Source organism: Pseudomonas fluorescens, from assembly GCF_000967965.1.
In the GTDB taxonomy this organism is placed as follows: domain Bacteria; phylum Pseudomonadota; class Gammaproteobacteria; order Pseudomonadales; family Pseudomonadaceae; genus Aquipseudomonas; species Aquipseudomonas grandcourensis.
Genome location: NZ_LACC01000014.1, coordinates 57684 through 70834, shown reverse-complemented (window position 1 = coordinate 70834; position 13151 = coordinate 57684). Strand labels below are relative to the sequence as shown.

Annotated in this window: 9 protein-coding genes; 6 read left to right on the top strand and 3 right to left on the bottom strand. The window is 61.9% G+C overall.

The window, feature by feature from the left end; genetic code table 11:
- Positions 1-50: 50 nt before the first annotated feature.
- The 3 genes from VC35_RS12490 to VC35_RS12480 all read left to right on the top strand — a co-directional run bounded on the left by VC35_RS12490 (position 51) and on the right by VC35_RS12480 (position 4690).
- Positions 51-722 (top strand): heavy metal response regulator transcription factor, encoded by a 672-nt coding sequence (locus VC35_RS12490; RefSeq protein ID WP_046040381.1) that lies wholly within the window; start codon positions 51-53, stop codon positions 720-722.
- Positions 723-730: 8 nt separating this feature from the next.
- A complete protein-coding gene (locus tag VC35_RS12485) occupies positions 731-2161 on the top strand; it encodes a heavy metal sensor histidine kinase (protein WP_046040380.1) in 1431 nt (476 codons plus the stop codon).
- 108 nt (positions 2162-2269) lie between these two features.
- Entirely contained in the window at positions 2270-4690 is a 2421-nt protein-coding gene (locus VC35_RS12480; protein WP_046040378.1) for a DUF3772 domain-containing protein, read from the top strand.
- A gap of 45 nt (positions 4691-4735) precedes the next feature.
- Here the strand turns inward: VC35_RS12480 and VC35_RS12475 are convergent, their stop codons facing one another.
- From VC35_RS12475 to VC35_RS12465, 3 genes are all read right to left on the bottom strand, one after another.
- Positions 4736-6319, bottom strand: a complete 1584-nt coding sequence (locus VC35_RS12475; protein ID WP_046040499.1) for an ABC-F family ATP-binding cassette domain-containing protein — start codon at positions 6317-6319, stop codon at positions 4736-4738.
- 248 nt (positions 6320-6567) lie between these two features.
- Entirely contained in the window at positions 6568-8058 is a 1491-nt protein-coding gene (locus VC35_RS12470) for an aldehyde dehydrogenase family protein (protein ID WP_046040376.1), read from the bottom strand.
- A 48-nt stretch (positions 8059-8106) separates the two neighbouring features.
- Positions 8107-8496, bottom strand: a complete 390-nt coding sequence (locus tag VC35_RS12465) for a c-type cytochrome (RefSeq protein WP_046040375.1) — start codon at positions 8494-8496, stop codon at positions 8107-8109.
- Between the two features lie 282 nt (positions 8497-8778).
- Here VC35_RS12465 and VC35_RS12460 point away from each other — a divergent pair, with 282 nt between their 5' ends.
- From VC35_RS12460 to VC35_RS12450, 3 genes are all read left to right on the top strand, one after another.
- Entirely contained in the window at positions 8779-10101 is a 1323-nt protein-coding gene (locus VC35_RS12460; RefSeq protein ID WP_046040373.1) for an alginate export family protein, read from the top strand.
- A 458-nt stretch (positions 10102-10559) separates the two neighbouring features.
- Positions 10560-11873, top strand: coding sequence for an amino acid permease (locus VC35_RS12455; RefSeq protein WP_046040371.1), 1314 nt, complete (start codon positions 10560-10562; stop codon positions 11871-11873).
- Entirely contained in the window at positions 11866-13146 is a 1281-nt protein-coding gene (locus tag VC35_RS12450) for an aspartate aminotransferase family protein (RefSeq protein ID WP_046040370.1), read from the top strand. The genes VC35_RS12455 and VC35_RS12450 overlap by 8 nt, the downstream gene beginning before the upstream one ends.
- Positions 13147-13151 lie beyond the last annotated feature (5 nt).

The window sequence follows — 13151 nt, the reverse complement described above, 5'->3', positions numbered from 1 at the left end:
CTTTCGCCACTGGCTCGCCCCTGTAGCCCGACCGGATCAGGCAGGTTTGCATGAACATCCTCGTTGTCGAAGACGAACCCAAGGCCGGCAACTACCTGCTCAACGGCCTGCAGGAACTCGGATACACCGTGAGCCTGGCGCGGGACGGCGTCGATGGCTTGCACCTGGCCCTGGAACACGATTTCGACGTGATTGTGCTGGACGTCATGATGCCGAAGATGGACGGCTGGGAAGTCCTGCGCCGCCTGCGCAAAGAAGCCGACACACCGGTGCTGTTCCTCACCGCCCGGGATGACATCGCCGACCGTATCAAAGGCCTCGAACTGGGCGCCGACGATTACCTGATCAAGCCGTTTTCCTTCGCCGAACTGGTGGCACGCCTGCGCACCCTGACCCGGCGCGGTCCTACCCGGGAAGAAGAACACCTGCACGTCGACGACTTGCAGATCGACGTGCTCAAGCGCCGCGTCAGCCGCGCCGGCAACCGCATCACCCTGACCAACAAAGAGTTCGCCCTGCTGCACCTGTTCGCCACGCATCAGGGCGAGGTGCTGTCACGTTCGATGATTGCCTCGCGGGTCTGGGACATGAATTTCGACAGCGACACCAATGTCGTCGATGTCGCGGTGCGCCGCCTGCGCCTGAAAATCGATGATCCGTTCCCGCTCAAGCTGATCCACAGCGTGCGCGGCATCGGCTACCGCTTCGACACTCAACCCTGAACGCCCCCATGAATGCGATGACGCCACTGCAATCCGCCTCCCGCCTCAGCCACTCCCTGACCCTGCGCCTGGCGCTGGTGTTTGCCCTGCTGGCGTTTGTCTCACTGGCGCTGCTGGGCGTGGCGCTGTACCGCGACCTGGAGCGCGAGCTGATCCATCGCGACGACATTGCCCTGATCACCCGTATCGACCAGTTGCGCACTTTCCTCAACGACAGCAATACCCTGGACCTGATCAAGGCCAAACCGGCGCTGTTCCAGAACATGATGGGCAACCGCGAGGCCCTGCTGACCATCGGCACCCCTGGCCAACCGCCGTTGCTGGTGGTCAACCCGGGCAACCTGACGATGCCGGTGCTGAGCCCGGTGGCCATGGATCATCGGCTGACTTTGAGCGACGTGCAGCATTTGCCCAGCGTCAATGGCGTGCCGTTTTCCGCCCTGGCGGCGACCATCGATTCCGGTGACTTGGGCAGCCTGCAAGTGGTGACCGGGCGCCTGATGACCGAACGCACCGCCGTACTCGCCGACTACCGGCTCAATGTGTACCTGTTCGCCAGCGTCGCGGCGATTCTGCTGGCGCTGTCCGGTTATGTGCTGGTGCATCGCGGCCTGTTGCCCGTGCGGCGCCTGGCCCGTCACACCCAAAGCATCGACGTCGGCAACCTCAACGAACGCCTCGACAGCCAGGGCGCGCCGCTGGAACTGCTGCCGATGATCGACGCCTTCAACGCCATGCTGGACCGCCTGGACAAAGGCTTCATCCAGCTGGGCCAGGTGTCGACCGACATGGCCCACGAACTGCGCACACCGATCAACAACCTGCTGGGCGAAACCCAGGTGGCCCTGCAGCAGAACCGCAGCACCGACGCCTATCAGCAGCTATTGGCCTCGAATGTCGAAGAGCTGGAACGCCTGGCGCGCATGCTCGACAACATGCTGTTCCTGGCCCGCACCGATCCGCGCAGTGCCCTGCGCCAGCGTCAGGAACTGGATGCCGCCGACGAAATGCAACGCATGGCCGATTATTTCGAAGGTCCGGCGACCGACGTTGGCATCTGCATCGATGCACGGGGCAGCGGCTTGATCTGGGCCGAGCCGATGCTGCTGCGTCGGGCATTGGCCAACCTGTGCGCCAACGCTATCAAGTACGGCGCGCCACATTCCGAGCTGTGCATCCACGCCACCCCAACTGCCGACGGCATCCAGGTGCAAGTGCGCAACCACGGCCCGACCATCCCGGCCCGGCATCTGCCACGGCTGTTCGAACGCTTCTACCGGGTCGATGAGTCCCGCGAACGCTCGGCCCAATCCAATGGCCTGGGCCTGTCGATCGTGGCGACGATCATGCAACTGCACAACGGTGCCTGCCATGTCAGCAGTGCCGACGGCATCACCTGCTTCGAACTGTTTTTCCCGGCGCGGCAACAGCATGAGTAGCGTTTGAGCGAAAACCACATGGGGCACTTCCGACAAAACAATGCTCAAGGGTGCGTGTCATGACCTAACCTCATTGGCTATGTGACTAACAACCCGTCGAGCTCGCCGATGCGCAATGTCTTGAAGTCAATGATTTACGTCGCCTTCGCGGTTCTGGCGGCAAGCACGGGATGGCTGTTGGCGGGGGACATGGCCGACGCACCTGCTCCTATTCCTGCTCCTGCTCTTGCCCCCGCTCCCGCCCCCGCCCCCGCAGCCCCAATCATCAGCATCTCCGACAGCGAATTGCTGGGGGTGCAAAGCCAGCTCAACAGCCTCAAGCAGCAGGTTTCCCTGGCCACCAATTACACCCAGCTGGAAAGCTCACAGGACCAGGTGCAGGTACTGATTCAGGAGATTGAACGCCTGTCCACATCGCTGCTGCCTGGACAGGCGCAATTGCAGGCGCAACTCAACGTGCTGGGGCCAGTGCCGCTTGACGAGAACGCTCAGGTGACGACTGCCATTACCTCCCAACGAGACGCCCTCGGCGAGCAAAAAGACAAGATCGACAGTCAACTCAAAACCCTGGCCGCGCTAAAAATAAGTGCCGCCGAGCTGATCACGCAGATTGCCAGCATCCGGCGCAGCCTGCTGGAAGCGGAAGTGACCCAGCAGACCAGCAGCATCCTGAGCCCGAGTTTCTGGTCGCCATTGTTCGCTCTTCCGAATGAGGACCGTCAACGTTTCAGCGCCCTCATCGAGCAACTCAAGGCCACGCACCGGGCCGCCTGGCAACCCGGACAACGCGGGATCACGGCCGCCCTGCTCTTGCTGGCCCTGGTCATTTGGACCGTAGGTCGAAACCTCGCCGGCCGGGGCCTGGCGTGGCTGTGCTTTCATCGAATGCCAGCAGGCCGGCTGCGGCGCAGCTCCCTTGCGCTGGCGTCGGTGATGGCGACGGTGCTGACTGCCGGCATCGCCCTGCAATTGCTGCATTTTGCCGGGACCCGGCAACTGCCCTACCCCCCCCTGCTGGACGACCTGGCGCAGTATCTGGAAAAGCTGGCCTATACCTGCGTGCTGATCACCGGGCTGAGCCGCGCACTGCTGTCGACCAAACATCCCTCATGGCGCCTGCCCGATATTGCCGATCCGGTAGCGCTGGCGATGGAGCCTTATCCGCAGTTGCTGGCCAGCCTGCTGCTGGTGCTTGTGACCCTGGTGCAGATGAGCAATGTCACCGGCATGAGCGCCGAAGTGGTGTTGTTCGGTCGGGGCATCGTGGCATTGGTCGCGGCACTGGTGATCGGTGCGCTGTTGTTGCGTGTCAGCAAGACGCGCAGAGACCTGATCGTTGCCGGCGAAGCCCCCGAAGGCGTCACCACCTTCGCCGGTCTGATTTACACCTTCACCGGCGTTGCCGTGGTGGTGTCACTGTTCGCCCTGTTGATCGGCTACGTGACGATGGCCCGGTTCATCACCTATGAAATGGTCTGGATATTCATCATCTGCGCCGGTTTCTACCTGCTCACACAGGTCTACCAGGACACCTGCGACTACGTTTTTTCGCCCCGGCAACCCACCGGCAAAGTAATCAAACAACTGCTGGGCATCGGCAATCCACGCCTGGAGCAGATCTGCACCGTCATGTCCGGGGCTGGCCGCGCCATCCTGATGCTGATCGGCGTCATTGCCCTGTTTGTCGGCGGCGTGGGGACGACGCTCGGGCAACTGGTCACCGGCACCGTGGCCGTACTCGGCGGCGAAGGGCTGCGCAAACTCAACATCGTCCCGGACAACCTGCTCAATGCCGTCCTCGCCCTGGTGATCGGCATCTACCTGATTCGCTCCTTTCGACGCTGGCTGGATAACGAGTTCCTGCCCAAAACCGAGATGGACCCGGGCATGTGCGCCTCGCTCAGCACCCTGTTTGCCAACATCGGTTACGCGTCCGTGGTGCTGCTCACGCTGTCGTCGCTGGGGATCAAGTGGACCAACCTGGCGTGGATCGTCAGTGCATTGTCAGTGGGTATCGGCTTTGGCCTTCAGGAGATCGTGAAGAATTTCATCTCCGGCCTGATCCTGCTCACCGAGCGTCCGGTGAAGGTCGGCGACCTGATCAGCATCAGCGGCGTCGAAGGCGATATACGACGGATCAACGTGCGGGCCACGGAAATACAACTGGCCGACCGCTCGATCATGATCGTGCCCAACTCCCACCTGATTTCGCAGAACCTGCGCAACGTCACCCTCGGCGGCAGCGCCCAGGGCGTGGTGATACTCGAACTGATGTTCCCGCTGGACATCGACCCGGAGCTTGTGCAAAACCTGCTGATGGACACCTATACCGAGCATGAATCCATTCTGGATAAACCAGTGCCGTTTTTGCGCTTCAGTCAGCTGAAACCGGAAGGCATCACATTGACCATCACCGGTTATGTCGGCAGCCCACGCACGGTCGGCGCGATCAAAAGCGAGCTGCTGTTTGAAATTCTCAAGCGGCTGGGGGCTGCCGGGATTGAACTGGCGAGATCGCCTGCCGCGTGATGCTTTGAAAGTGTTAAAGATGCGACCGTAGCCTTACATGGACAACTAGCGTTTGAGATGGACTTCGCTATCCAGATGAATCGCCTGCAAAAAAGCACGGTCGTGAGAGACCACGATCAATGCCCCTTGATACTGATTGAGCATTTGCTCCAGTGCGATTCGGCTGGGCAAGTCCAAATGGTTGTCTGGTTCGTCCAGCAACAGCAATTGCGGTGGCCGCCGTGCATACAATTGCGCAGCGAGTGCTATTTTCAGGCGTTCGCCGCCACTCAACTGGCAGGTCTTAAGCATCGCACGGTCAGCATCAATCCCCATCTGCGCCAAGCGGGTTCGTGCCTCGGCTTCGGGCAATTCAGGATTGCTCTCGTAGAGCCATTGCACCGCCGTGCGTTCGGGATACTGCAATCCGGCGTGTTGATCCAGCCAGCCGACATGGCAACTGCGGATGAGTTCGCCTTCGTGCGCCGGCAGTTGGCCAGCAATCACTCGCAACAGGGTCGACTTGCCGCTGCCATTAGCGCCCAGGATTGCCATGCGCATAGGCCCCGTCAACGTCAGATTGATCGGTGCCGCGTAGCCGAACGGGAGAATGAGGTCGTTGAGTTGCACAATCAGCTTGCCATTGGGCACTACGCTTTCCGGAGACAACATCATGCGTTGAATGTCCGGTGCACACCGCGCACGGCCCTCGGCGATCCGTTGTTGCTGCTGTTCCCGGGCCACCTGTTGATTGAGGCGCAATCTTCCCTGACTGTTTTCGCTGCGCTCTTTCTGGGCATTGGTGATGAGTTTGGTCTGGCTACCCTCTCGAGCCTGACGGTCACCGCGGGCATTACGCCGTTGCTGACGCTCCATTTGTACGATCATCTCGCGTTGCTCACGTTTGGCCTGCGACCGCTCACCTTGTAATGCCGACTGGAACGCCTGCTGCTCCTGCTCGCGCGCCGCTGCATATTGACTGTAGTTGCCGCCATAAGCCGCCAGCCCCAGGGGTGAAAGCTCGACAATTTCGTTGACGTGTTCCAGAAGGCTGCGGTCGTGGCTGATCAACACGAGACCGTTGGGCCAGCGCCCGATCTGCTGCGCAAGCTTGTGTTGCTGATCAATATCCAGGTGGTTGCTGGGCTCATCGAGAATCAGCCAGTCGGCCCTCGATAGCCACGCGCCCAGCAGCGCTACCCGTTGCCGTTCGCCACCACTGAGTGCGTCGGTGCGCGCGTCGGCGTTCAAGTGACCCAGGCCGATCTGCTGTAGCTCCACCTCAAGGCGCGCGGCGCAATCCCATTGGTCGACCGCCAGCACATGGTCGTCATCATCGACGCTACCTTGGGCAATGCGCGCAAGCGCCGCCAGAATATGGTCGACACCGGCCAGCGCGGCGACGCTGGGATAACGTTCGGGTTCGAGGAGTTGGGGCACGGCGTAAACCCGACCTTCGCGACGGACAATGCCGCTGGTGGGCAGTTGCTCGCCAGTGAGGATCCGGCCAAGCAAGGACTTGCCACAGCCATTGGCGCCCACGATGCCGGTGGCCCTGGTATTGAAGGTGTGGTTCAAGTGATCGAACAGAACGCGCCCATCGGGCAGGTTGAACGACACTTGATCAAGTTGAAGTAACCGTTGAGTCATGACGCCCATACAACCAACAAACCGCATTGATCGCAACAGCAGCCATAATTTTCAGAAAGCTCCGTCAGACTCATGCTGAAAGTTCATTGTCGCCCCAGGCAATAACCAATCACTTAGCCTTCTAAGCGAATATCGATGGCATGAACCGCTTTTAGATGTTTTGCCTGCGCCGCAATGGCACTGGTGGGACAAATCCCTGTAGTAGCTGGCGCAGCCGAACGTAAGCTGCGCCAACTGCTAGATATAACTCAATGGGCGATACACACCGACTTGAGCTCGGTGTAAGCCTCGATCACCGCACGACCAAACTCACGGCCCATGCCCGATTGCTTGACGCCACCGAACGGCATCGCCGGGTCGAGCAGCACGTGGGCGTTGACCCAGACCGTACCGGCTTCGATGCGCGGCACCAGGTTCATGGCTTTGCCCAGGTCGTTGGTCCACAGGCTGGCGGCCAGGCCGTAGCGGTTGTCGTTGGCCAGTTCGATCACGGCGTCTTCGTCGTCGAACGGCATCACGCCCAGCACCGGGCCGAACACTTCTTCACGGGCCACGGCCATGCTGTGGTTGATGTCCGCCAGAATGGTCGGTTGCACGAAGAAACCGTCGCCTTCCAGCAACTCGCCGCCAGTCACCACCCGCGCACCTTGCTGGCGGGCCAGTTCGATGTGCTTGAGTACGCTTTGCTGTTGCTTGCGCGACACCAGCGGGTTGATCGCTGCTTCACAGTTCATGCCCGCGCCAATCGGCATCGAGGAGACGGCAGCTGCCAGGGCTTCGACGAATTGGTCGTGGATCGAACGGTGCACGTAGAAGCGCGAGGCTGCGGCGCAGACCTGGCCGTTGTTCAGCAAGCCGCCGAGGAGTGCGCCTTGCACGGCTTTTTCGATGTCGGCATCGGCGAGCACGATCATCGGGTTCTTGCCGCCCAGTTCCAGGGAGAAGCGCGTCATGTTTTCCATGCACGCCACGCCAACACTCTTGCCCACGGCGGTGGAACCGGTGAACGACACTTTGCTCACCAGAGGATGCGAGGTCAACACGCCGCCAACGGAGGCGCCGCCACCGGTGACCACGTTGAATACGCCAGCCGGGATGCCGGCTTCCAGCGCCAGTTCAGCCAGGCGCATGGCGGTCAGCGGGGTTTCCATGGCCGGCTTGATGATCACCGTGCAACCGGTGGCCAGGGCTGGCATCAGTTTCCAGGCGGCGATCAGCAGCGGGAAGTTCCATGGCACGATGCCGACCACCACGCCTACCGGCTCACGCTTGGTGAACGCGGTGAATTTGGCGCCCGGTGGCAGCGGGATCGACACATCGAAGGTCTGGCCTTCGATCTTGGTCGCCCAGCCGGACATGTAGCGCATGAATTCCACGGTGGCGTTGAGGTCCAGCGCGCGGGCCATGTTGATCGACTTGCCCTGGCTCAGGGTTTCCAGCTGGGCCAGTTCTTCGGCGTGTTCTTCGACCAGGCGGGTGAAGTTCAGCAGGATGCGTTCACGGTCCGCCGGGCGCAGGCTCGACCACACGCCGGACTTGAACGCCTTGTGGGACGACTGCACGGCGCGCTCGACGAGTTCCAGCGGCGCATCGAGTGTTTCGCACAGGGTTTGTCCGGTGGCCGGGTTGACCACGGCGATGCTGTCGCCCTCGGCAAGCACCCACTGGCCATCGATGAAGCAGCCGTGGCGACGTTCGAGGAATGCAGCAACCTGGGGCAGGATTTCAACGTTGCTCATAATTCACCTTTCATTCAGACGAGTTGTTCAGGCGCAATTGCGGCCTGATCAGTGTTGTTCTTTGAGGAAGCACGCGACCGCCTGGCGGTCGTCGGCGGAAGCCAGGCCCATGTAGGGCATGTAGGTGCCCGGCACGAAGGCCTGGGGCTGGGTGATCAGTTGCGTGATGTTCTCGGCCTGCCAGTCGACGTCTTTGTCGCGCATGGCCTGGGAGTAGCTGAAACCCGCCAGCGAGCCGGACTTGCGCCCATACACACCGAACAGGTTCGGCCCCATCATGCCGGTCGTGCCCTTGGTCACCGCGTGGCAGACACTGCACTCGGTGGCAAACACCTCGCCACCACGGCGCGTGTCCGGGGCGCACTCGGCGGCGGACACCACCTGGACCAGGGTGAAGGACAACAAACCGATCAGGGGCAAACGCAGCGAAGTGAACATAGGAAAACGACCTTGAAAATCCACGCGCCCGCCAGCAGGCGAACGCCAACACTAAAAATGCCGAGGCAACGGTGCTTCGGCAGGCTGGTAGGGATTGTCGGTGGTCGCCGGCACGCAGGTTTTGCCCTGCGTGCCAGTTGTATTGGCCGGGCTGCCAAACCGGGCAATCTGGCATGCACAACCAACTAATTGGCAAACAGGGAAAAGGGCAAACAATAGCCTCGCCTTAGTATCCGGACAGACCGCAAACCTGCGCTCAAGAACAAGAACGGATGCCACACCATGCTCAAGTCCCCCTTGCTTCGTCTCTCGACGCTCGCGCTGATGATCAGTGCCGGCAATGCCGGTGCCTATGAACTCTACGCCGATGACGACAGCCACCTGAACGCTACCCTCGAAGCCGTATTCGGCATTTTCCACAGCCAGGAAAACTACGCCCTGTCCGGTCGCCTGAATGAAGGCAGCTCATCGTGGCGCGAGGGCTACATCAAATACGGCTTGAGCTTCGATCAAGGCCTGGGCGGTGTGGGCACCGCGTACGGCGCGGGGAACATGCTCAGTTCCGGCACCTGGGGCGACGGCGATGCCGCCGGTTTCACCGACGGTTCGGAACGCACCACCAAGTTCGAAGACGCCTACCTCGGCTGGCGTTCGGCCGATCTGTTCGGGGCGTTGGGCAAGGACGGCGTCGACCTGTCTTTCGGCCGCCAGAACATCGTGGTTGGCGACGGTTTCCTGATCGATGGCGATGCGCTGAACATGGGCAAGGGCCTGGCCGACGGCCAATTCAACCGTGGCGGCGCCTATTACCTGGCAGCACGCAAAGCCTTCGACGAAACCGCCGTATTGCGTCTGGGCGGCAAGGAAGGCTGGCGCAGCGACCTGATGTGGCTCAAATCCGACAACCGCGCCCAGGCCAAGACCGAAATGTACGTCGGCACCCTGGAGCACGTGGCCGAGGCCGGTACGGTCGGCCTGACCTACATCAAGACCACCGATATCGATGAACAGTACGCCTCGCCGATCCAGCTCGAACGCGACGGCATGAAGACCTACAGCCTGCGTGCGGCGGGCAACGCCGGGGTGAAAAACCTGTTCCTGTCCGGTGAATACGCCAAGCAGGACAAGCCTCACACCTCCAGCGAAGACGCCTGGTACCTGGAAGCCGGCTGGACCTTCTCCGACGCGGTCTGGACACCTAGCGCCAGCTACCGCTACAGCCGCTTCTCGGAAGGCTACGACACCCTGTTCTACGGTTTCAGCCGTGGCTACGGCACCTGGTTCCAGGGTGAAGTGGCGGGCAACTACGCCGGGCCGTTCAACAGCAACTCGCGCATCCAGAACGTCACGCTGAAAGTCTCGCCGCTGGAAAACCTCAACGTCGGCGCGATGTACTTCAACTACGACACCATCGACCGCAACCTGGGCAACACCGATGGCCACGAAGTCGACCTGTACGCCGAATGGCACGTCAACGACCACCTGACCGTGATGCCGTTGGTGGGCATCTACCAACCGGACAAGAGCGCCGAAGACGGTGGTACCCAACTGGGTAACAACGACAGGAACGTCTACGCCCAGGTGGTGTTCGCCACCGGTTTCTAATCTCGGCCGCGGGCAACGGCGCTGTCGTTGCCCACGTGGAAGTTGAATCAGTTGGTGGGGAGCTTTCGTATCTGAGATTTGCCGTGCCTGATACACCACCTTCGCGAGCAAGCTCCCACACTGGATTTTTGCCATACACAAATCTTGCGTTCACCAAAGATCCCTGTGGGAGCGGGCTTGCCCGCAAAGAGGCCATCACATCCAGCATCAATGCTGACTGACACTCCGCCATCGCGAGCAGGCTCGCTCCCACAGAGATCTACGCCAGCCCACATAAATCTGGCACCCACAACCAACCACATGGCATGCGCGCAAACATGTCGCCGCGCACCCCGGGCGTAGTATCGAAGCCGACCTCGGAGCAATACCCGCTCCAGGGTGCCCTGCAATGCAACGCTGAACCCCCTCCATTTCTCACTAACAACAATAAATCGACCTTCGGGTCGCGGGAGATTTCTGTGCTCAAGAAAAGTGCGCTGGGCTGGCCAAAGATTGCCGGCCTCGGAATTGCGTTGGTGGTGGCCGGGCAGTTTTCCGGCTGGAACTTCGGGCTGGCGGCCGGTGGCTGGCTGAACATGTTGATCGCCATGTTGTTGATGGCCCTGCTCTGCGGCGGCCTGGCGTTGTGCGTGGCGGAGCTGTCCACCGCGCTGCCCAGCGCTGGAGGCGTGTTCGTCTATGCGCAAAGTGCCTTCGGGCCGTTCGTGGGTTATCTGGTCGGCGTGGCTTGCGCACTGGCGCTGACCATCGGTACCGGCGCGGCCGCGACCTTTATCTGCGCCTACACCGAATCGATTTTCGGCCTCGGTGGCTGGCCGGTGAAGATCGCCCTGTTCGCGGTGATCATCGGCATCCACATGCGCGGTGTCGGTGAGGCCATGGGCCTGACGTTCATTGCCGGCGTGATCGCCGTGGTCGCCCTGCTCACGTTTGGCGTGGCCATGGCGCCCCATGTCGAACTGGCCAATTTGCTGACATTGCCGGCCAACGTCGCGACACCGGTCAGCCTCGGCGGCATCTTCGCCTGTGTGCCGTTCGCGATCTGGCTGTTCATCACCGTCGAGCAAACCGGTTCGGCAGCCGAGGAAGCGCACAACCCCGGCCGCACAATGCCCCGGGGCATTCTCGCAGCCATCGGTACCCTGCTGGTGACGGCGCTGGTGGTGCTGGTATGCGCACCGGGTGCCGGTGGTGTCGAGCTGGTGGGTTCGGCGGGTGATCCGCTGTACGCAGCGATGTCCAGCAACAGCGCCTTCGGTGAGGGTTCGTGGCTGGCCAAGGTGATTGGTTGCGGCGCGGTGTTCGGCCTGATCGCGACCTTCTTCTCGCTGGTGTACGCCGCGTCCCGTCAACTGTTCGCCATGGCCCGCGATGGCCTGTTCCCGCAGTGGCTGGGCAAGACCGGCAAGCGCGGCACGCCTTACCCGGCGCTGATGCTGATCGGCATGATCGGCCTGCCGCTGTCCGAAGTGGACCCGGCCACCGTGATGCTCGCGGTCGTGCTGCTGCTCAACGTTTGCTACCTGTTGATCTTCGGCGCGTACCTGCATATCAAACGCAACCAACCGGACCTGCCACGGCCGTTCACCCTGGTCGGCGGCAAACTGGTTGCCTGGCTGGGCCTGGTCCTGACGCTGGTGGTGATCGCCGCCTGTTTCCAGCTCGACATGCTGATGCTGATCGCCCTCGCCGTGACCTTCACCCTGTGCATTTTCAACTACCTGCTGCGCAACCGTCGCACCACCGCCATCGAGGTTCCAGACCATGCCTGAAGACACTCTGCTACAACGCCGCCATCGCGTGCTCGGCAGCGCCTCGCCGCTGTTCTACGACAAACCTCTGCATCTGGTGCGTGGCGAAGGCGTCTGGCTGTTCGACGTCGATGGCCGCCGCTACCTCGACGTCTACAACAACGTGCCCTGCGTCGGTCACTGCAACCCCCACGTGACCGAGGCCATGCACCGCCAGGCCACCACGCTGAACATCCACACCCGCTACCTGGATGAACAAGTGGTGCGCTACGCCGAGCGCCTGACCGCGACCTTCGCCGAACCGCTGGACACCGCGATGTTCACCTGCACCGGCAGCGAGGCCAATGAACTGGCGCTGCGCCTGGCGCGGTTCGCCAGTGGCGGTACCGGCATCATCGTCAGCGACTACAACTACCACGGTAACTCGGCGTCACTGGCCGAAGTCACCACCGCCCTGCCCTCGCCGGAACCCTTTGCCGCCCACGCCCGCGCCGTGCCGATTCCGTGCCTGTACCGGGCACCGGCCGGCACCACCGAGGCGCAACTGGCCGAGCAATACGCAGCCAACATCGCCACCGCCATTGCCTCGATGCAGGCCCAGGGTATTCGCCCCGCCGCGCTGCTGATCGACACCCTGTTCGCCAACGAAGGCTTGCCACGGGTTCCAGCCAGCTTCGTCAACAAGGCCGCGGCGCTGATCCGCGCTGCGGGTGGCCTGTTCATCGCTGATGAAGTGCAGTCCGGTTTCGGTCGTACCGGCGATCACCTGTGGGGCCATCAGGCCCACGGCGTGGTGCCGGACATCGTCACCCTCGGCAAACCGATGGGTAACGGCTATCCCCTGGCCGGGTTGATCACCCACAAGGCGCTGGTCGAATCCTTCGGTCGCCACGCCATGTACTTCAACACCTTCGGCGGCTCGCCGGTGGCGGCAGCGGTGGGCATGGCGGTGCTGGATGTGATCGAGCAACAGCAACTGCTGATGAATGCGCAAAACGTCGGCGCCTATGTACAGCAACGCCTGCAAGTGTTGGCGAGCAAACACTCGATCATCGGCGACGTGCGCGGCAAGGGCCTGTTCTTCGCCATGGAACTGGTGCGCGACCACGCCAGCAAGGAGCCGGCCGGACTGGAGGCGCGCAAGGTGGTCAACGACATGCGCGAGAACGGCGTGCTGATCAGCAAGATCGGCGCCGGCGACAACATTCTCAAGCTGCGCCCGCCGCTGGTGTTCGGCCTCGACCACGCTGACTTGTTCGTCGACACACTGGACAGCGCCCTGAGCGCGATTTGAGGCTT

Coding starts and splice junctions, on each gene's coding strand:
- VC35_RS12480 (WP_046040378.1), top strand. CDS start 2,270: ATGCGCAATGTCTTGAAGTCAATGATTTACGTCGCCTTCGCGGTTCTG.
- VC35_RS12485 (WP_046040380.1), top strand. CDS start 731: ATGAATGCGATGACGCCACTGCAATCCGCCTCCCGCCTCAGCCACTCC.
- VC35_RS12470 (WP_046040376.1), bottom strand. CDS start 8,058: ATGAGCAACGTTGAAATCCTGCCCCAGGTTGCTGCATTCCTCGAACGT.
- VC35_RS12475 (WP_046040499.1), bottom strand. CDS start 6,319: ATGACTCAACGGTTACTTCAACTTGATCAAGTGTCGTTCAACCTGCCC.
- VC35_RS12460 (WP_046040373.1), top strand. CDS start 8,779: ATGCTCAAGTCCCCCTTGCTTCGTCTCTCGACGCTCGCGCTGATGATC.
- VC35_RS12450 (WP_046040370.1), top strand. CDS start 11,866: ATGCCTGAAGACACTCTGCTACAACGCCGCCATCGCGTGCTCGGCAGC.
- VC35_RS12465 (WP_046040375.1), bottom strand. CDS start 8,496: ATGTTCACTTCGCTGCGTTTGCCCCTGATCGGTTTGTTGTCCTTCACC.
- VC35_RS12490 (WP_046040381.1), top strand. CDS start 51: ATGAACATCCTCGTTGTCGAAGACGAACCCAAGGCCGGCAACTACCTG.